General features: G+C 72.8%; 22 protein-coding genes. 7 read left to right on the forward strand and 15 right to left on the reverse strand.

The features are described from left to right. Positions 1-315: 315 nt before the first annotated feature. A complete protein-coding gene (locus tag ASF35_RS02570) occupies positions 316-1,623 on the forward strand; it encodes an MATE family efflux transporter (RefSeq protein WP_055962356.1) in 1,308 nt (435 codons plus the stop codon). A gap of 19 nt (positions 1,624-1,642) precedes the next feature. Here the strand turns inward: ASF35_RS02570 and ASF35_RS02575 are convergent, their stop codons facing one another. The 6 genes from ASF35_RS02575 to rpsF all read right to left on the reverse strand — a co-directional run bounded on the left by ASF35_RS02575 (position 1,643) and on the right by rpsF (position 5,943). Beyond that, the gene (locus ASF35_RS02575) at positions 1,643-2,461 is read right to left on the reverse strand and encodes a siderophore-interacting protein (RefSeq protein ID WP_055962360.1); all 819 of its coding nucleotides are present in this window, start codon (positions 2,459-2,461) and stop codon (positions 1,643-1,645) included. Between the two features lie 23 nt (positions 2,462-2,484). Further along, on the reverse strand, positions 2,485-4,125 hold the full coding sequence (locus tag ASF35_RS02580; protein ID WP_162239297.1) for an ABC transporter family substrate-binding protein: 1,641 nt from the start codon (positions 4,123-4,125) through the stop codon (positions 2,485-2,487). Positions 4,126-4,241: 116 nt separating this feature from the next. Further along, a complete protein-coding gene (rplI, locus tag ASF35_RS02585; RefSeq protein WP_055962365.1) occupies positions 4,242-4,688 on the reverse strand; it encodes a 50S ribosomal protein L9 in 447 nt (148 codons plus the stop codon). A 15-nt stretch (positions 4,689-4,703) separates the two neighbouring features. After that, positions 4,704-4,940, reverse strand: a complete 237-nt coding sequence (gene rpsR / locus ASF35_RS02590; RefSeq protein ID WP_055962368.1) for a 30S ribosomal protein S18 — start codon at positions 4,938-4,940, stop codon at positions 4,704-4,706. A 41-nt stretch (positions 4,941-4,981) separates the two neighbouring features. Then, on the reverse strand, positions 4,982-5,539 hold the full coding sequence (locus ASF35_RS02595) for a single-stranded DNA-binding protein (RefSeq protein ID WP_055962371.1): 558 nt from the start codon (positions 5,537-5,539) through the stop codon (positions 4,982-4,984). A 113-nt stretch (positions 5,540-5,652) separates the two neighbouring features. After that, on the reverse strand, positions 5,653-5,943 hold the full coding sequence (gene rpsF, locus ASF35_RS02600) for a 30S ribosomal protein S6 (RefSeq protein ID WP_055962375.1): 291 nt from the start codon (positions 5,941-5,943) through the stop codon (positions 5,653-5,655). Positions 5,944-6,126: 183 nt separating this feature from the next. On the opposite strand from rpsF, the gene ASF35_RS02605 reads away from it, so the two are divergent. After that, positions 6,127-6,735, forward strand: a complete 609-nt coding sequence (locus ASF35_RS02605; RefSeq protein ID WP_055962378.1) for a hypothetical protein — start codon at positions 6,127-6,129, stop codon at positions 6,733-6,735. A gap of 13 nt (positions 6,736-6,748) precedes the next feature. Here ASF35_RS02605 and ASF35_RS02610 read toward each other — a convergent pair whose 3' ends face one another. Further along, positions 6,749-7,087 (reverse strand): MGMT family protein, encoded by a 339-nt coding sequence (locus tag ASF35_RS02610; RefSeq protein WP_055962382.1) that lies wholly within the window; start codon positions 7,085-7,087, stop codon positions 6,749-6,751. Between the two features lie 40 nt (positions 7,088-7,127). After that, entirely contained in the window at positions 7,128-8,510 is a 1,383-nt protein-coding gene (locus ASF35_RS02615) for a PLP-dependent aminotransferase family protein (RefSeq protein WP_055962385.1), read from the reverse strand. A gap of 55 nt (positions 8,511-8,565) precedes the next feature. On the opposite strand from ASF35_RS02615, the gene ASF35_RS02620 reads away from it, so the two are divergent. Further along, positions 8,566-9,252: a pyridoxamine 5'-phosphate oxidase family protein gene (locus ASF35_RS02620; protein WP_055962388.1), complete on the forward strand. Its 687-nt coding sequence runs from the start codon at positions 8,566-8,568 to the stop codon at positions 9,250-9,252. Between the two features lie 114 nt (positions 9,253-9,366). Here ASF35_RS02620 and ASF35_RS02625 read toward each other — a convergent pair whose 3' ends face one another. Then, the gene (locus ASF35_RS02625) at positions 9,367-10,497 is read right to left on the reverse strand and encodes an aldo/keto reductase (RefSeq protein ID WP_055962392.1); all 1,131 of its coding nucleotides are present in this window, start codon (positions 10,495-10,497) and stop codon (positions 9,367-9,369) included. Positions 10,498-10,561: 64 nt separating this feature from the next. On the opposite strand from ASF35_RS02625, the gene ASF35_RS02630 reads away from it, so the two are divergent. Together ASF35_RS02630 and ASF35_RS02635 are read left to right on the forward strand one after the other, a co-directional pair. Beyond that, positions 10,562-11,077, forward strand: a complete 516-nt coding sequence (locus ASF35_RS02630) for a hypothetical protein (RefSeq protein ID WP_055962394.1) — start codon at positions 10,562-10,564, stop codon at positions 11,075-11,077. Between the two features lie 143 nt (positions 11,078-11,220). Next, entirely contained in the window at positions 11,221-11,643 is a 423-nt protein-coding gene (locus ASF35_RS02635; protein ID WP_055962397.1) for a hypothetical protein, read from the forward strand. A 66-nt stretch (positions 11,644-11,709) separates the two neighbouring features. Here ASF35_RS02635 and ASF35_RS02640 read toward each other — a convergent pair whose 3' ends face one another. From ASF35_RS02640 to ASF35_RS02655, 6 genes are read right to left on the reverse strand one after another with little or no spacing between them, the layout of a single operon-like run. Beyond that, entirely contained in the window at positions 11,710-12,336 is a 627-nt protein-coding gene (locus ASF35_RS02640) for a hypothetical protein (protein WP_055962400.1), read from the reverse strand. 22 nt (positions 12,337-12,358) lie between these two features. Then, positions 12,359-13,192 carry a transglutaminase family protein gene (locus tag ASF35_RS02645; RefSeq protein ID WP_055966072.1) on the reverse strand — a complete coding sequence of 278 codons (834 nt, stop codon included), beginning with the start codon at positions 13,190-13,192 and terminating at the stop codon, positions 12,359-12,361. Between the two features lie 47 nt (positions 13,193-13,239). After that, positions 13,240-14,166, reverse strand: a complete 927-nt coding sequence (locus ASF35_RS02650; RefSeq protein ID WP_055962403.1) for an alpha-E domain-containing protein — start codon at positions 14,164-14,166, stop codon at positions 13,240-13,242. Next, complete coding sequence (locus tag ASF35_RS17575; RefSeq protein WP_082495336.1) at positions 14,160-14,252, reverse strand: alpha-E domain-containing protein; 93 nt, start codon at positions 14,250-14,252, stop codon at positions 14,160-14,162. Before ASF35_RS17575 ends, ASF35_RS02650 begins: the two co-directional genes overlap by 7 nt. Further along, positions 14,246-14,338, reverse strand: coding sequence for an alpha-E domain-containing protein (locus tag ASF35_RS17920; protein ID WP_082495336.1), 93 nt, complete (start codon positions 14,336-14,338; stop codon positions 14,246-14,248). The genes ASF35_RS17575 and ASF35_RS17920 overlap by 7 nt, the downstream gene beginning before the upstream one ends. Further along, the gene (locus ASF35_RS02655; protein ID WP_055966074.1) at positions 14,338-15,861 is read right to left on the reverse strand and encodes a circularly permuted type 2 ATP-grasp protein; all 1,524 of its coding nucleotides are present in this window, start codon (positions 15,859-15,861) and stop codon (positions 14,338-14,340) included. Before ASF35_RS02655 ends, ASF35_RS17920 begins: the two co-directional genes overlap by 1 nt. 194 nt (positions 15,862-16,055) lie before the next feature. Between ASF35_RS02655 and ASF35_RS02660 the strand changes: the two genes are divergently transcribed. Both ASF35_RS02660 and ASF35_RS02665 read left to right on the forward strand, forming a co-directional pair. Continuing rightward, positions 16,056-17,147 carry a YihY/virulence factor BrkB family protein gene (locus ASF35_RS02660; RefSeq protein ID WP_055962406.1) on the forward strand — a complete coding sequence of 364 codons (1,092 nt, stop codon included), beginning with the start codon at positions 16,056-16,058 and terminating at the stop codon, positions 17,145-17,147. Positions 17,148-17,168: 21 nt separating this feature from the next. After that, positions 17,169-17,507 carry a hypothetical protein gene (locus ASF35_RS02665; protein WP_055962411.1) on the forward strand — a complete coding sequence of 113 codons (339 nt, stop codon included), beginning with the start codon at positions 17,169-17,171 and terminating at the stop codon, positions 17,505-17,507. The last annotated feature ends 54 nt before the right edge of the window (positions 17,508-17,561 follow it).

Raw genomic sequence — 17,561 nt, forward strand, 5'->3', positions numbered from 1 at the left:
CCCTCCCTCGGCACGTCTGCCGACGCGTCAGACTAGGTGCCCGACGGGGTCGGATCAAAGCGCGCGCTGCACAACGGCTGGGGACAACCCTGGGGAGAGTGTGGAAAACGCCGCACACGCTGTGCACAGCCAGTGGACGACACTGTGGAGAAGTGGGGGAAAAGCATGGGCATCAGGCCTCTGACCTGCGCAGACACGATGCACACAGTGTGGAGCCGGAATACTTTCCCGCCACGTTCTGTCCACCCGCCCGTCGCATCGACATGTCGACAGAACCCCGTCCTCCCCACGAAATCCACAGGCTGAGGACGCAGAGTGAACAAGTTTGGTGAACAAGATCGGCGCATCGTCGCGGTCGCCGTGCCCGCGTTCTTCGCGCTCGTCAGCGAACCCCTCATGCTGCTCGCCGACACGGCGATCGTCGGTCGGCTCGGCACCTCCGAGCTGGGTGGTCTGGCGGTCGCCTCCAGCGTGCTGCTCACCGTCGTCGGGCTCTGCGTCTTCCTCGCCTACGGCAGCACCGCCACCGTCGGTCGGCTGCACGGCGCGGGGCAGGAACGTGCAGCCTACGACGGTGCCGCCGGTGGGCTCTGGCTGGCCGTGGGACTCGGGGTGGTGCTCGGCGCCCTGGTCGCGGCGACGGCCGGACCCGTCGCCCGGGGTCTCGGCAGCTCGCCCGAGGTGGAGGGGCACGCCGTCACCTACCTGGTCGTGTCCGCGGCCGCGGTCCCGGCGATGCTGCTCGTGCTCGCGGCCACCGGCGCCCTGCGTGGCGTGCTCGACCTGCGCACGCCGCTCGTCGTGACGATCCTCGCCAACCTCCTGAACATCGCGCTGAACCTGCTGCTGGTGCACGGGTTCGACCTCGGCATCGGTGGCTCGGCCGCCGGCACCGCGATCGCCCAGTGGGCCGCGGCACTGTGTCTCGTCGCCGTGGTGCTGCGGCGCGCGCGGGCCGCCGGCTCCTCCGGACGCCCCGACGTCGCGGGCGTGGTCGCCGCGGCCCGTCAGGGGGTCCCGCTGCTCGCCCGCACGGCCACGCTGCGCGCGGCCCTGCTGCTCGGCACGGCCGTCGCGGCGACCTTCGGTGACGCACCCCTGGCCGCGCACCAGATCGCGACGTCCCTCGTGTCGTTCCTCGCCTTCGCGCTGGACGCCGTCGCGATCGCGGGGCAGACCCTCACCGGCCGCACCCTGGGCGCGGGTGACGCGGAGGGAACCCGTGCCCTGACCCGGCGCATGATCGTCTGGGGCCTCGGCACCGGCGTGGTCGCGGCGGTGCTGCTGCTCGTGCTCGCGCCGTTCGTCGGTGGCTGGTTCACCCCCGACGCCACCGTCCACGACGCGCTCGTGCCCGCCCTGGTCGTGGTCGCCCTGGTCCAGCCGATCTCCGGCGTGGTGTTCGTGCTCGACGGCGTGCTCATCGGCGCCGGCGACGGGGTCTACCTTGCCTGGGCGGGCCTCGCCGTGCTGGTCGCGTACGCCCCGCTCGCCCTGCTCGCCGGGTCGCTCGGCGCCGGGCTGGCCTGGCTGTGGGCGGCCTACGGCGTGTTCCAGCTGGCCCGGCTCGTCACCCTGTGGCTCCGGCAGCGTGGTGACGCCTGGCTGGTCCTGGGGGCCTGAGTCCTCGCGCCGGGAGGTCTCAGCGGCGCCAGTAGCCGGAGACGTCGAGGCAGTCGCGGGGGACGCGGCGGTCGGAGCGCCAGTGCGTGCGCACGTCGCGCGCGGCGGTGGACTCACCGGCCATCCAGGCGTACACGTCCCCGGCCGGCCACGGGAGGGCGCGCACGGTGTCGGCCAGGAGCGTCGTGGTGCCCGGCTCCATCCCCGCACCGCGGTGCAGCCACGTGACGTCGACGCCCTCCCGGACCACGAGGTCCTGCTCGTCCTGCGGTCCCGCGACCTCCACCACCACCTGGGCGGGCACCCCCGGCGGCAGCTCCTCCAGGAACCGTCCGATCGCCGGCAGGGCGGTCTCGTCTCCGGCGACCACGAACGCGTCCACACCGTGCGGGAACGCCTGTCCGATCGTGGGCCCGGCGATCCACGCCAGGTCGCCCGGACGCACCCGCTCGGCCCAGCCGGCCGCCTGCCCGTGGCCGTGGCGCACGAAGTCGAGCTCGACCTCGTCGGGCGTCGCCCGCCGGGGCGTGTAGTCCTTGCCGAGCGGACGCACCCCCTCGGTCGTGAAGTCGAGCCCGTCGGGCCGCTGCCGCGGGAGGACGGGACGCTCGGCACCCGACGGCGGCACGAACACCTTCACGTGGTCGTCGAAGCCGGGTGACGTGAACGCGGGCAGCGTCACCGGCTGCCCGTCCGGTCCCTCGACGACCCGCTCCCCGAGCGCCGGACCGGCCACCGTGAGCCGACGCATCCCCGGCGTCACGTCGTGGACGCGGACGACCTCCAGCTCGCGGAGCACCGCGAGGTGGGTGGTCGTGGTCCGTCTCAGCTTCGGCACGCCGACACCTTAGGCGGTGCGGGTCAGTCGCCGGCCCGGAAGCCCACGGTGGTCCACTGCGGCTGCTCGAAGGAGGTGGCGCCGACGTTCACCACGCCCTCGCGCACCGCGACCACCGACGGCGTGACCGCCAGCGGCACCACGACCGCGTCCTTGCGCAGGTCGGCCTCGAGGTCGCGCAGGGCGTCGACGAGCGCGTCCTCGTCGTCGGCGTCGCGGGCGACGTTCCACGGCTTCGCCGGCGACGAGACGCCCGTGAAGTTGGAGGTGGAGGTGATCGGGCGGAACCGGTCGCGGGCGGCCTCGGCACCGAGCAGCGACGGGCCCCAGCTGAAGGTGAGCAGGTCGAAGTCGAGCGGCACGAGGACGTCGGCGGTGAAGGCGTCGGGCTCGACCGACCGCACCTCGACGGCGATGCCGACCTCGGCCAGCTGCGCGGCGATGCTCTTGGCCCGGGCGGCGATGGACGGTGAGCCACCCACCACGGGGAGGGTCAGCGTGAGCTGGTCGCCGTCCTTCGTGGCCTTCGGTGCTTCGCCGCCGGAGACCTCGTAGCCGGCCTCCTCGAGCAGCGACCGGGCCTCGGCGAGGTCGCGCTTCCGTGGCTCGGCGACCTCGTCGTAGCCGGCCTGTCCGGGCAGGACCAGCACGCTGTCGGCGGTGCTGGGCTCGGCCCCGACCGGGGTGGCCACGGCTGCGGCGAGGGCCTCGCGGTCGAGCGCGGCCGCCACGGCGCGACGCACCTCGACGTCGCGCAGCGCCCCGCGACCGGCGTTGACGGTCAGGTGCGACCACTGCGAGCCGCCGGCGTGCTGCACCCGGTCCTCGTCGACCTTGTCGTAGCCCTCGGCGTCGAGGGTCGCGACGTCGAGCTCGTCGGCGTCGAAGGCTGCCGCCTGCACCGCGGGCTGGGCCACCCGCCACACGACCTTCGACAGCCGAGGCTTCTCGCCCCACCACCGCGGGTTGCGCTCCTGCGTGATGGTGCCGGTGGACTCGTCGACCGAGGTGACCACGAACGGACCGTTGGACGAGGTCGGCCGGTCGACGAAGCCGGTGTTGAACGTCTTGGGCTTCGACGAGGCGTTGGCGGGCAGGCGCGGGTAGACGAACAGCGGCCAGTCGGGCCGGCGGTCCTCGAACTCGACCTCGTACTCGTACGGGTCGTCGTCGGTGGTGACGTCCTCGATGTCGTCCCAGCCGTCGCTGCTCGCGACCTGGTAGGCGTCGTCGCTGCCGCGCAGCGCCTTCCAGTAGGCCGTCATGTCGCGGGCCGTGATGGCGGTGCCGCCCTGCCACACGGCGTCGGGGTTGAGCCGCACCCGGACCGTGAAGGGGTCCTCGTCGACGACCTCGACGTCGCGCGCGTAGTCGGGGTCGACCTCCCAGCCGCCGTCGGCGGTGATGCGGACGGCGTTGCCGCTGGTGGGTCCCAGCAGGCGCTCGACCTCGCTGCCGGCGGCGTCGGCGTGGGCGGGGTTGAAGTTCGTGGGCTGCTCCGCGACGGCCAGCCGCAGGGTGCCGCCGGGCTCGACGTCGGCGACGTCGGCGCGCTCCCACGCCGTGCGGGTGTCGGCGGCCTGCTGCGTGGTCGCACCCTCGGGCTGCTTGGTGTCGCCGGAGAACCACGAGCAGCCGCCGACCAGCAGGATCGAACCTGCCACGGCGGCGACGGTGCGCGTGCGGCGCGGGTGCGCTCGGCGTTGCGACATGAGGAGAGGGCTCGTGGAACGAGGACGGGGTCCGGACCGGCGCTGCCGATCCGGACCCCGACGTCGAACTACTTGGAGGCCACCACGTTGAGACGGACCTCGGCGGTCACCTCGGGGTGGACGCGCACGGTGACCTGGTGGGCACCGAGCGACTTGATCGGGTTGCCGACCTCGATGCGACGCTTGTCGACCGAGCCGCCGGCCGCCTCGAGGGCGGAGGCGATGTCGGAGACGGTGACGGCGCCGAACAGGCGACCGCTCTCGCCGGCGCGCACCGGGACGTTGACCGGCTCGGCCTCCAGGCGACCCTTGATCTGCTGGGCCTCCTCGAGGTCGTGCACGGCGCGCGAGTCGCGCGCGGCCTTGATGGACTCGACCTGCTTGGCTGCGCCCTTGCTCCACCGGATGGCGTAGTTGCGGGGGAGCAGGAAGTTGCGGCCGTAGCCGTCCTTGACCTCGACGATGTCGCCGGGCTCGCCGAGGTTGGTGACCTCGTGCGTGAGGATGAGCTTCATCGGATCAGCCCTCTCTCAGCGTCCGCTGGACGTGTAGGGCAGGAGCGCCATCTCGCGGGCGTTCTTGATCGCCTTGGCGATCTGACGCTGCTCCTGCACGGACACACCGGTCACCCGGCGCGCGCGGATCTTGCCGCGGTCCGAGATGAACTTGCGCAGCAGCGCCGTGTCCTTGTAGTCGATCGTGGTGACACCGGCGGCCGCGAGCGGGTTGCTCTTCTTCTTCGGCTTCCGGATGACTGGCTTCGCCATGGTTCTCCTTGAACTGTGAATCTAAGAACGGGGTGTGTGACTCAGAACGGGGGCTCTTCGGCAGCGGCGCCGCCGCCGCCCCAGGCGTCGTTCCCACCCTGCGGTGCAGCCTGCGGCGAGGACCAGGGGTTGGCGCTGCCGCCACCGGCGTTTCCGCCGCCCTGTCCGCCGCCGTAGCCACCGCCACCGCCGGAGCCGCCACCGAAGTCGCCGCCGCCACCGCCGCCACCGCCACGGGAGGCCTTGGTGACCTTGGCCGTGGCGAAGCGCAGGGATGCTCCGACCTCGTAGACGTTCATCTCCACGCTGGTGCCCCGGCCGCCGTCCTGCCGCTCGTACTGACGCACGTTCAGGGCGCCGTGCACGATGACGTGCTGGCCCTTCTGCAGCGACTCGGCGACGTTCTCGGCCATCTGCCGCCACACCGAGCAGCGGATGAACAGCGGGTTGCCGTCCTTCCACTCGTTCGACTGCCGGTCGAAGGACCGGGGCGTCGAGGCGACGGTGAAGTTCGCGACCGCCGCGCCGGACGGGGTGAACTTCAGCTCGGGATCGTCGGTGATGTTGCCGACGACGGTGATGACGGTCTCGCCTGCCATGGGACCAGCCTTTCGGTGTGGCTGTGGTTGCGGTGCTGGGTGGGGGTCGACGCCAGTCAACCCCAGGGCGCGGACAACGGCGGTGCCGTCGTCCACAGGGAGCTCGAGAGCCCTTACTTCACGTCGGGTCGGGTGACCTTCGTGCGGACGACGGACTCGTTGAGCCCGAGCTGACGGTCGAGCTCCTTGACCGTGTCGGGGGTGGCGGTCAAGTCGATGACGGCGTAGATGCCCTCGTTCTTCTTGTCGATCTCGTACGCGAGGCGGCGCTTGCCCCACACGTCGACGTTCTCCACGCTGCCTCCGTCGTTCTTCACGACGTTGAGGTAGGTGTCGAGGCTCGGAGCGACCGTGCGCTCGTCGAGATCGGGGTCGAGGATGACCATGACTTCGTAGTGACGCAACGACAAGGTGCGTCCTCCTTCGGTCTGAACGGCTACGGACGGTCCGCAGCAGGAGGTGTGCCCAGAACGGGCAACCACGGAAGTCTAGCCGTGCCGGTGATCGCGGGCCAAATCCGGCCCAGACCCGGTCGCACGTCCCCGTCGCACCCCCCGGTCGGTGGGGGTCGGCGCTAGCGTGGCGGGGTGCAGGACGCGCTACCCACCGGCTTCGAGCCGGTCGACCTCGAGATCGTCGGGCTCGTCGTCTCTCCACGGCACCGCTACGACGGGCGCCCCTCCGACGGACCGAGGCCGTCCGTCGCGGAGGCCACCGGCGGCACGGAGCGGGTGTCGTCGGTGCAGGTGCGAGCCGGCAAGGGTCTGGTGGGCGACCGCTACTTCGGCACCCGGCACCGCTTCGCCGCGGTCACGTTCCTCGCCGTGGAGGAGCTGGAGCGCGTGCAGCGCGACCTCGCCGTCGAACCCCTCGATCCCTTCCTCACCCGCCGCAACGTGCTCACCCGGGGGCTCGACGTCGAGTCGCTGGTACACAGCGAGTTCACGCTCGAGGTCGGCGGGGCCCGCCTGACCTTCCGCTCGCTCACCCGGGCCAACCCCTGCGCGTGGATGGACGTCGTGCTGGCGCCGGGGGCCCACCAGGCCATGCGGGGGCACGCGGGCATCCGGTCTGAGCCGCTCGACGACGGCGAGCTGGCCGTCGGCCCGGCGCGGCTGGTGGCGGTGCGACACCTGAGCCCCGACGACGCGGCGCAGCTGCGGCGCGAGGCGCTGGCGGCGGCCCGACGCGGCTGACGTCGAACCCGGCTCAGCCGCGCGCCGGCCGGACCCGCCCCTCGTCGTCCACGCGATGCCCCTCCGCCTGCAGGAGCGAGGTGGCCGCCTCGCGGTGCTGGCGGTAGAGCCGGCCGTTCGTGGGCAGGACGCGCCACCAGGGCAGTCCCGGGACGCGACGCAGCACGTTCGCGACCGCCTGGCCCGCACCGGGGTGACCAGCCTCCAGGGCCACCTCGCCGTAGGTCAGCAGCTCGCCGGGCGGCAGGGCGCCGACCACGTCGGCGACGCGCTGCTGGAACGGCGTGAGCCGGTCCGGCGGGTCGGCGTGCCCGCCACCGGGCAACGGCATGGTGGAGGCGTCGTCAGCCATGTCCCCAGTGAACCCCAGACCTGTCGTGGGTGCAGCCGCGTCAGCGGGGCCGACGTCGGGACGGACGGTCGTCGAGACCCCGGACCAGGGCGCCCAGGGCGGCGTCGAGCTCGCGGTCGCTCACGCCGCCGAAGCCGACCACCAGCCCGGTGAGTCCGGAGCTGCGCGCGTAGTCGGACAGCAGCGGTACGTCGAACCCGGCACGGGCCGCCGAGCGGACGGCGGCGTCGGCCCGGTCCGGTGGGAGCAGCCAGGTCGAGTACATGCCGGCGCTCGGACCCGCCGGCTCGGCGTGCGGTGCGAGCACGCCCGCGACGCGCGGCGCCCGGTCGGCGTAGACCCGTCGGGCCGAGCGGACCACCCGGTCGACGTACCCGTCGCGCAGCATCGACAGGAACGCGCGCTGGACCGGCCACGAGATGCCCTCGTGCCGCACCGCGCGAGCGGAGCGGACGGCGTCGAGCAGGTGCGGGGGAGGGACGAGCCAGCCGAGGCGCAGGCTCGGCGAGACCGACTTCGAGGCGGTGCCGAGATAGGCGACGCCGGTGCGGTCGAGCGACGCGAGCGCGGGGACGGGCGCGACGTCGTAGCGGAACTCGGAGTCGTAGTCGTCCTCGACGACCACGGCGCCCCGCTCCCTCGCCGCCGCGAGCAGCGCCACGCGGTCGGCGGCGGGCAGCACGTGGCCGAGCGGGTGCTGGTGCGCGGGGGTCACGTAGGTCGCGACGACGTCGGGTGGCACGGTCGGGGTCCCCCGGGCCGGCACGTCGACCACGGTCCGCCCCGTGGAACGGACCGTGGCGACCGCCGCCCGGTAGCCGGGGTCCTCGACCGCGACCGCACCGGCGGGCAGCACCTCGAGCAGGGCGCGCAGGCCGTCGGTGGTGCCCTGCGTGACGACGACGTCGTCGGCCCCGCACTCCACGCCGCGGAGCCGACCGAGCCGCTCGGCGATCGCGGCGCGCAGGTCGGGGATGCCGCAGGGGTCGTCGTAGCCGGCCGGTGGCGTGGCGGCGGCGACGTCGCGCCAGGCTCGGCTCCATCCCGCCCGGTGGCGCGGATCGATCCACGGCGTGCCGGTGTCGAGTCGTACGAGGCGCGGGTCCGTCGTCGCCGCCGCTGCCTGCTGAGCGACGGCGGGCGAGGGGTGGGCCGTCGCCGTCCCCGCGACGAAGGTGCCCGAGCCGTGGCTCGCGTCGAGCCAGCCCTCGGCGACCAGCTGCTCGTACGCCTGCGTGACCACGGAGCGGGAGACCCCGAGCTCGAGGGCGAGGGCGCGACTCGCCGGCAGCCGCACGCCCCGCCGCAGCGTGCCGGCCGCGACGAGCCGCCGCACGTCGGCGGCGAGCTGCGCCGGCAGGGGCGTGGCGGCGGTTCGGTCGAGGTGCACCGGCAGCGCGGGCGAGCGCGAAGTGGTCTGCACAACCCCTACGATAGTGGCCCTCGACGTCGGACCACTTGGTCGGCACGCTGAGGTCATGGCCGCGATCGACACGTCACCGCTCTCCCCCACCCCACGCACGACCCTGGGTCGCTCGCGCGAGCGCGGGCTCACCGACCGTGCCGCGCTGCACGCGATCCTCGACGAGGCGCTCGTCGCGCACCTGGGCGTCGACGTCGGCGACCATCCCGTGGTCCTGCCGGTCGCCATCGCCGTCGATCCCGAGGGCCCCGACGCCGACGGCACCCTCTACGTGCACGGCTCGGTCGCCGCGCGGTGGATGACCCGATCGCGCCGACGCACCGTCTGCGTCACGGCGACGCTGCTCGACGGGCTCGTCGTCGCGCGGTCGGGCTTCCACCACTCGATGAACTACCGCTCCGCGGTGGTGGTGGGGGAGGCGCGGATCGTGGACGACCCGGACGAGAAGGCGCGCGCGCTCGACCTGACCGTCGACCACGTCGTGCCGGGCCGGTCGGCCACCCTGCGCCGGCCCACCCGCAAGGAGGTCGCGGCCACCGCCGTGCTGGCCGTCCCGTTGCGCGAGGCGTCGGTGAAGGTGCGCGCCGGGGACCCGGTCGACGACGACGCCGACGTCGAGGTCGGCGCGTGGGCCGGCGTCGTGCCGCTGTCGGTCGTCGCGTCGAGCCCGGTGTCGGCGGCGGACTCGCACGACGTCGTGCCGACCGACGTCGCCGAGCGGGCCGCCCGGCTGGGGGCCTGACCCGCACTCACCACCGTTCACCCCCACTCACCACGGGATGCACCCGCAGGTGGGTGGGGGAGCACCATGGTGGGCTCGTGATTCCCATCAGCCGATGGGAATCACCAGGACGGGTCAGAGGTCGCTGGAGACGCTCCAGATGTTGACGCCGTCGACGCTGCCGGCGAGGTCGTCGATGCGTGACAGCTCCTCGTCGCTGAAGTCGACGTTCGCCGCGGCGGCGAGGTTCTCGTCGAGCTGCTCGGTGGACGAGGCGCCGATGAGCGCCGACGTGACGCCGCCGGGCCGGAGCACCCACGAGATCGCGAGCTGCGCGAGGGTCTGGCCGCGCTCCTCGGCGATCGCGTTCAGCCCGCGCAGACGCTCGACCATGTCGGGCGTGACGACGTCGTCGGTGAAGGAGCCGCGCTCGCCCGAGCGCTCCGCCGGCTCGTCGCCCAGGTACTTCGACGTGAGCAGGCCCTGGGCGAGCGGGGTGAAGCCGATCGATCCCATGCCGTGCTCGTCGAGGACCGACAGCAGGCTCGACCCGCTCCCGGCGCCACCGGTCGCGCCGAACCCGGCGGGGCGCGCGTCGGTGCTGCCGGACTCGATCCAGCGGTTGAGCATCGAGTACGAGGGCTGGTGGATGACCAGGGGCGTGCCCAGGTCGCGGGCCACCGCCACCGCCTCGGCCGTCATCTCCGGCGAGTACGACGAGATGCCGACGTAGAGCGCCTTGCCCTGGCGCACCGCGGTGTCGAGCGCGCCGATCGTCTCCGCGACCGGCGTGCCGGGGTCGGTGCGGTGGGAGTAGAAGATGTCGACGTACTCGACGCTCATCCGCTCCAGCGACGCGTCGAGGCTGCTGAGCAGGTACTTGCGCGACCCGAGCTTGCCGTAGGGGCCCGGCCACATGTCCCAGCCGGCCTTGCTCGAGAGCACCAGCTCGTTGCGGTACGGCTTGAAGTCGGTGCGCATCATCCGCCCGAAGTTCTCCTCCGCCGAGCCGTACGGCGGGCCGTAGTTGTTGGCGAGGTCGAAGTGGGTGACGCCCTTGTCGAACGCGTGCCGCAGGATCTCGCGCTGCGTCGCGAACGGCCGGTCGTCACCGAAGTTCCACCACAGCCCCAGCGAGATCGGCGGCAGCAGCAGGCCGCTCGTGCCGACCCGGCGGTAGTCGAGGTGGGTGTACCGGTCCTCGGCGGCGACGTACGGACGGTGGGTCTCGGGCACGGCGTCGGCCCAGTAGCGCTCCTCGGTCATGGACTCGACGCTACCGAGGTACGCCACTCCTCACCCGTCGAGCCGACCGTGGGAGGGTGCGGGCATGGTCGTGGCGGTCGCGGTGCTCGGTGCGCTGACCTTCCTGGCGGTGGTGAAGGTGCTGCAGCCCACCCTGCTGGCCCGCCGCGCGCGCCGTCTCGACGACGAGGAGCTGCGACGAGCCGCACCGTTCCTGCGCCGACGCGACGCGGTGCTGCCAGCGAGCGCCTTCGCGGTGTGCGTGGTCGCCTGCGGGTCGGCGTTCGCGTCGCTCGACGGGTCCTGGACCCTCTGGGCCGCGGCTGCGGGTGCGGCGGTGGCGCTCGGTGCGGCCGGACGTGGATCGGCACCGCGGGTCGACGCGGTGCTGCGCGCCCGGGGTGTCCCGCTCGGGGACCGTCCTCGCTATGTCTGGCTCGACCTGACCACCGCGCTGTTCGCGGCGACCTGGATCGTGCGGCTGCTCGCCACCCACACCGCGTTCCAGACACTCGCCGTCACCCAGCTGGTGCTCCTGCCGGCCCTCACGGTCTGCGCCGGCGTCGCCGCGTGGGTGGCGCTGCGCGACCCGGTTCAGTGACCGCCGTCCCTGCGTCTCGGACAGTTCCGGGGCACTCGGGGTGTCGCCCATGCCCCGCAACTGTCCGAAACGGAGGGACCCGCCGGGTGGAACGGGTTCCGACTCGACGTGACGTATCGTCCCCGACCCGTCACCCTGGACCCATGAAGACGGTGATCGGGGTGGTGCTCGGCGTCTGCGCCGTCGCGCTCGTCGCCGCCGCAGCGCTGGGCAAGGCGCCGCTCCTGGTGCTGCCGACCCCGTGGGGCGTCGGCCTCATCGGCGTGGCCATGCTCGCCGTCCTCGCCCAGCCGTCGGCGGCCCGGTCGGCCCGCACGGCCGCGGTGGCCCTGACCACCGTCGGCTCCGCGGGTGCGATCGTCGCGTGGCTCGCCTGGCTGCGCGGGTTCGGCCACGACAACGCGGTCGGTGGCGCTCCCGACGCGATCGACTCGATGGTCGACCTCGGCTCGTCCACGGCTGCGCTCGCGCTCGCCGCGCTCCTGGTGGTCGCCGGCTCCGCCTCGTCGATGCCCGGACGGGACCGACCCGGAGCCGAGACCACCCCGCTCAACACCGGCGTCTGAGCCCGACGCCGACGAGCCCGGACCGAGGTCCCAGTCGGTCGGGCGGCAACGATCAGGCGGGACCGATCAGTGAGGGCGCAGCACGACGAGCGGGACCGGCTGCTCCACACCTGGCCACGTCCCCTCGAGGAGCGGTCCGCCCTCGGGCACGGCCTCGTCGAGCACCCGCCGCACGAGCAGGTCGCCGACGGACGTGACCACGACGGTCACGTCACCCTCCTCGCGCACGTCGACCAGCCCCACCGACCCCGGGTGGGCCTCGTGGCCGGTCCCACGCACCCGGACCGGCGGGTCGACGACGCTCGACGAGCCGTCCGGGAGCTCGCGCACCAGCTCGGCCTGGGTGCCACCGGCGAGGACGGACGCCGCGAGCGCCGCCACGTGGACGGGGTCGCCGCACCCGTCGTACACCCAGCGCGGGCCGAGCACCGAGTGCTCCATGGTGGCCACGAGATACGGGTCGGCACCGGCCAGCGGCGCACCCCGGTAGGTCAGCGGCACCTGCACGACCGTGCCGTCGGCGGTGCGGACGAGGTGCGTCTCGAGGCCGACCTCGCCGTCGGGATCCTCCAGCCGGTAGGCGCCGAGGACCTCGATCTCGCCATCGCTCGCCCAGGGTCGGTCCGCGAGGTAGGTCGCGAGGACCTCGGGCTTCGTCGGACGGATCTGCGCGCCGCCGTGCAGGAGTGCCACGGGCCGAACGTACGCCCGGGGCTCAACGCAGGCGCGTGATCTCGACCGAGACGAACAGCTCGGACTCCCCCTGCGTGGAGTAGATGCCGCGCAGCGGGGTGCTGTCGGAGTAGTCGCGTCCGCGGGCCACGAGCACGTGCCGCTCGCCGGGCACCACGGCGTTGGTCGGGTCGTAGCCGCGCCAGTCGCCGTCCCAGTACTCGATCCACGCGTGCGACTCGCCCTGCACCGTCTCGCCCACGACCGGCTCGGACGCGGGGTGCAGGTAGCCCGACACGTACCGGGCCGGGATGCCCGCCCGTCGCAGTGCGCCGACCGTCACGTGCGCGAGGTCCTGGCAGACGCCCGCACCGGCCTGCCACGCCTCGGCGGCCGTGGTGGACACGACGGTCGCACCCGGCAGGTAGCGCAGGTGGCCGTGCACGAGTCCGAAGACCGCGGCCGCGTACTCGCCCGGCGTGGCCGAGCCGGCCCGCAGGCCGTCGAGCTGTGACTCGAGGGCGACGTCGGGCCGGACCCAGTCGTCGAGCACCAGGAACTCGCACCACTCGTCGGCCACGGCCGGCAGGGCGTCCCACCCCACCGTCGGCTCGTCGACCGGGTGCGGGGTGCTCTCGACCGTCGACGTCGCGACCACCGTGAGCGCGTCGTGCGGCTCGTGCACCTCGAACGCCGTGACCACGGTGCCCCAGTAGTCGCGGTACTCCTGCGACCAGGCCGTGGGCGTGACCTCGATCCGGGAGCGCAGCACGAACTGGTCGGGCGTCGTCAGCGGCGTCAGGCGCGCCTCGTTGTAGGAGGCCGCCGCGCCCTCGTCGTACGTGAAGCCGGTGACGTGGCGGATGCGCAGCTGCATGGGCCGACCCGAGCCACCGCCCTGCGTCTGGGACTGGAGCTGACCGTTCACAGTGCCACCCCGCCCGTCCACGCGTGGTTCTCCGAGTGCGAGAAGTACCGCGCCGAGACCGCCTCGCTGGCCGCTCCGCAGGTGCGCTGGAGCCGCTCCATCTCGATCGGCATCGCCTCGACGATCTCGGCCAGGGGCCGGTACTCCAGCTCGGTGCGCGCCCGACCGAGCAGACGCTGCGCCTCGTCGCCGAAGCCGGACCGCTGGCCGCGCGCCTCGAGCCGGCTGAGCGCCCGTTCGGCCTCCATGAGCGCCGAGACCACCGACCGCGGGAACCAGCGGTCCAGCAGCAGGAACTCCGCCGCCTGGCGGTCGCCGTCGAGCCCGCGGTACGCCCGGATGAACGCCTCGTAGGCCCCGCACGCGCGCAACGTCGTCGGCCACGCGACCTGCGTGTCCGACGCGAGCGCCGCGGTCGAGAGCAGCCGAGCGGTCATGTCGACCCGCTCGATGCTGCGGCCGAGCACGAAGAAGTTCCAGCCCTCGTCGCGCGGCATGGTGCCGTCGGCGATGCCGTTGATCATGGCCGTGCGGTTGCGCACCCACGCGAACATGTCCGGCGGACGCTTCGTGCGTGCCGACGGCAGCCCGCGCCACATGGTGTTGATCGAGGCCCAGATGTCGGTCGACAACGTCTCGCGCGCACCTCGGGCGCCCTCGCGCGCGGCGGTGATCGCCGCGGCGATCGAGCTCGGCGAGTCGACGTTGTGCGCCAGCAGGTCGAGGATCGTCCACCGGTTGATCGACCCGGCGTAGTCCTCGACGCCCATGACGCTCAGCAGCTGCTCGCACGACGCGGCCTCGTCGATGGCCGGGTCCTCGACCAGCACCTGCAGCTGGACGTCGAGGATGCGCGCGGTGTCGTCGGCGCGCTCGAGGTAGCGGCCGATCCAGAACAACGACTCGGCGATGCGACTCAACATCCGCCCGCCACCTCTCGCTGGGGGTCGTCGGCGCGCTCGAGGTAGCGGCCGATCCAGAACAACGACTCGGCGATGCGACTCAGCATCCGCCCGCCACCTCTCGCTGGGGGTCGTCGGCGCGCTCGAGGTAGCGGCCGATCCAGAACAACGACTCGGCGATGCGACTCAGCATCAGGCACCTCCACCGATCTGGGACTGGCCACCCTGGGACTGGGACTGCCCGTCCTGGGTCTGCGTCTGGGCGGACCGCTTGGGCTTCTTGTCCGGCACGTCGTCGTCCTCGTCGACCGTGTCCTTCGGGTCGGCGGGCGTGAACGGGTCGGCCAGCACCCACGTGTCCTTGGAGCCGCCGCCGCGCGAGGAGTTCACGATGAGCTCGCCCTCGGGCAGGGCCACGCGCGTGAGGCCGCCGGGCAGCACGTACACGTCGTCGCCGTCGTTGACCGCGAACGGACGAAGGTCGACGTGCCGGGGCCGGATGCCCTGGTCCACGAGCGTCGGGACGGTGGACAGCGACACGACCGGCTGGGCGATCCACGCACGCGGGTCCGCGTGGATCTTGCCGCGCAGCTCGTCGAGCTCCTCGGCCGACGCCGCCGGACCGATGACGATGCCCTTGCCGCCGGACCCGTCCACCGGCTTGAGGACCAGCTCGTCGAGCCGGTCGAGGACCTCCTCGCGCTGGTCGACGTCGCCAAGGCGCCAGGTGTCGACGTTGGAGAGGATGGGGTCCTCGCCCAGGTAGTAGCGGATGAGGTCGGGGACGTACGTGTAGATCAGCTTGTCGTCGGCCACGCCGTTGCCCACGGCGTTGGCGATCGTCACGTTGCCCGCGCGGGCCGCGTTCACGAGACCGGGGACGCCGAGCACCGACTCGGGGACGAACTGCATGGGGTCGAGGTACTCGTCGTCGATGCGCCGGTAGATGACGTGCACCGGCTCCAGCCCGCGGGTGGTGCGCATGGACACGCGACCCTGCTGGCAGACCAGGTCGCGACCCTCGACCAGCTCGACGCCCATCGTGCGCGCGAGCAGGGTGTGCTCGAAGTAGGCGGAGTTGTAGACGCCCGGGGTGAGCACCACGACGTTCGGGTCGCTCACGCCCGACGGTGCCGACGCCCGCAGCGCGGCGAGCAGGTTGCGCGAGTACTGCTGCACCGGGCGGATGCGGTGGTCGGCGAAGACCTCCGGCAGCGCGGCGGACATGGCCGGCCGGTTCGTCATCACGTACGAGACGCCCGACGGCACGCGGCAGTTGTCCTCCAGCACCCGGAACCGGCCGTCGCCGTCGCGGATGAGGTCGATGCCGGAGATGTGCACCCGCACCCCGTTGGGAGGCTCCAGCCCGGCCACGACGCGGTGGTAGTGCGGCGACGTCAGCACCGTCTCGCGCGGGACGACGCCGTCGGTGAACACCTCGCCGGGGCCGTAGACGTCGGCCAGGAACGCCTCGAGGGCCTTGACCCGCTGCCGCACGCCCGTGTCGACGTGCGCCCAGTCGACCGCCTCGATGATCCGGGGGACGATGTCGAGCGGGAACGGCCGCTCCTCGCCCCCGACGCCGAACGTGACGCCCTGGTCGAGGTAGGCCGACGCGAGCGACTCCGCCCTCGAGCGGATCTCCTCGTTGCCCATCTGCGAGAAGGCGGAGTGCACCCGCGCGTACTCGTTGCGCAGGCTGTCGGCGTCGAACATCTCGTCGAACCCGGCCACGGGCCCGTAGCCGTCGAAGAGGTGCGCGTCGCTCACGTGGCCACCCTAGGCAGAGGAGGTGTCGGTCATGTTTCGTCTTCTGTCTAGCGGACCCCGGCGCCCCGTGCACCCCCGCAGGGGATCCGGCTCGCGCCCACCGAGTCGCACCGGACCTCCAGGACTCCTAGGGTCGGAGCATGAGCGACGACGGGGGCGGACCGCACGAGAAGCCCGGCATCAAGGAGCGCATCGCTGCGGCGAGCCCGTTCCTGGCCCACGTGATCCGGATGCTCGACCACTACGGCCAGCGCCGCGGGAACCTGGCCGCCGGTGGCGCCACCTACTTCGGGTTCCTCAGCTTCTTCCCGCTCCTGGCGGTCTCGTTCGCGGTCGTCGGCCAGCTCGCCGAGGTCTACCCCGACGCCCAGCAGGACTTCGTCGACGCCCTCAGCGGGGTGCTGCCGGGGATCGTGTCGGTCGATCCCGCGCCCGGGCGCATCGCCCTGTCCGACATCGCCTCCAACGCCCCGGCCATCTACACGATCGGTCTGGCCACGGCGCTCTACGCGGGGCTGAACTGGGTCAGCGGACTGCGCGACGGCCTCAACCAGATGCTCGACCTGCCCACCACCGAGGCCGGCAACATCGTCAAGGCCAAGGGAACCGACCTCGTGACCCTCGTGGTCCTGGGGCTCGTGCTCGTGGCGTCGGTGTCGATCGGTGGTCTGCCGGTCGCACTCGGGTCGACGATCCTCGACGCGGTCGGGCTGCCCGGGCCGCTCGGCGCCGTGCTGCTCACTCTGCTGTCGGTCGCGGTCGGCGTGGCGGTCAGCACCCTGCTGTTCTGGGCCATCTTCCGCCTGCTGCCGAAGCCCGACCTCCCGGGCGCCGCCCTCTGGCGCGGGGCACTGTTCTCGGCGGTCGGCTTCGAGCTGATCAAGCAGTTCGCCAGCCTGATCCTCCGTGGCGCCAGCTCGGTGCCCGTCGCGTCGCTCGCGATCGCGCTGACCCTGGTCGTGTGGATCTACTACTTCTCCCGGCTCGTGATGTACGGCGTCTCGTGGGCCTGCACCGATGAGGAGACCTTGGCCGAGATCGCTGCGCTGGAAGGCGCGGGCCTCGGCGAGGACGGGCGCGACCGGGTCGCCGACGACGACGGGGCGTGGGTCGAGGACGACGTGGTCGAGGTCGAGCCGGCCGACGTCGGCTACGTGCGGCCCCTGGCCGTCGGGTTCGGCCTGGGCGCCCTGCTCGGAGGCCTCCTCGGCCGGTCCACGCGCGACGACTGAGCCGGGTCGTACCCTGGGCCTGTGAACGACCAGGCCGAGGGCGACGTCCGGCGCACGGTGTCCCGCACCATGAGTGCCGAGGAGACGGCCGCGCTGCAGAAGGTGCGCCGTCGCACGACCGCCATCTGCTTCTTCGTCGTGGCGATCCACGGCGTCATCGGCCTCGTGGTGGTGGCCGAGGTCATCGCCGGCCAGGACCGACGAAGCGGTGCGATCGTGCTGGTGGTCATGTCCGCCCTGCTCGCCGTCGGCATCAGCATCGCGACCCGCGCCATCCTCGCCGCGACGCCCTACCTCTCCTGGCCGTGGGCGCTCGTCTCGCTCGTGCCCTCGGCGGCCGGGCTGTTCTGGGTGCTCTGACCACCCACCCGACACGAAGTCTTCACCCCCCGGTGTCGGGCGCGGCGGCTACCC

The sequence above is a fragment of the Aeromicrobium sp. Leaf291 genome (assembly GCF_001423365.1).
Classification (GTDB): Bacteria; Actinomycetota; Actinomycetes; order Propionibacteriales; family Nocardioidaceae; genus Aeromicrobium.

Coding starts and splice junctions, on each gene's coding strand:
- ASF35_RS02625 (WP_055962392.1), bottom strand. CDS start 10,497: ATGACCGAGGAGCGCTACTGGGCCGACGCCGTGCCCGAGACCCACCGT.
- ASF35_RS02660 (WP_055962406.1), top strand. CDS start 16,056: ATGAGCGACGACGGGGGCGGACCGCACGAGAAGCCCGGCATCAAGGAG.
- ASF35_RS02610 (WP_055962382.1), bottom strand. CDS start 7,087: ATGGCTGACGACGCCTCCACCATGCCGTTGCCCGGTGGCGGGCACGCC.
- ASF35_RS02650 (WP_055962403.1), bottom strand. CDS start 14,166: ATGTTGAGTCGCATCGCCGAGTCGTTGTTCTGGATCGGCCGCTACCTC.
- rpsR (WP_055962368.1), bottom strand. CDS start 4,940: ATGGCGAAGCCAGTCATCCGGAAGCCGAAGAAGAAGAGCAACCCGCTC.
- ASF35_RS17575 (WP_082495336.1), bottom strand. CDS start 14,252: ATGCTGAGTCGCATCGCCGAGTCGTTGTTCTGGATCGGCCGCTACCTC.
- ASF35_RS02620 (WP_055962388.1), top strand. CDS start 8,566: ATGGCCGCGATCGACACGTCACCGCTCTCCCCCACCCCACGCACGACC.
- ASF35_RS17920 (WP_082495336.1), bottom strand. CDS start 14,338: ATGCTGAGTCGCATCGCCGAGTCGTTGTTCTGGATCGGCCGCTACCTC.
- ASF35_RS02635 (WP_055962397.1), top strand. CDS start 11,221: ATGAAGACGGTGATCGGGGTGGTGCTCGGCGTCTGCGCCGTCGCGCTC.
- ASF35_RS02655 (WP_055966074.1), bottom strand. CDS start 15,861: ATGTTCGACGCCGACAGCCTGCGCAACGAGTACGCGCGGGTGCACTCC.
- ASF35_RS02595 (WP_055962371.1), bottom strand. CDS start 5,539: ATGGCAGGCGAGACCGTCATCACCGTCGTCGGCAACATCACCGACGAT.
- rplI (WP_055962365.1), bottom strand. CDS start 4,688: ATGAAGCTCATCCTCACGCACGAGGTCACCAACCTCGGCGAGCCCGGC.
- ASF35_RS02630 (WP_055962394.1), top strand. CDS start 10,562: ATGGTCGTGGCGGTCGCGGTGCTCGGTGCGCTGACCTTCCTGGCGGTG.
- ASF35_RS02645 (WP_055966072.1), bottom strand. CDS start 13,192: ATGCAGCTGCGCATCCGCCACGTCACCGGCTTCACGTACGACGAGGGC.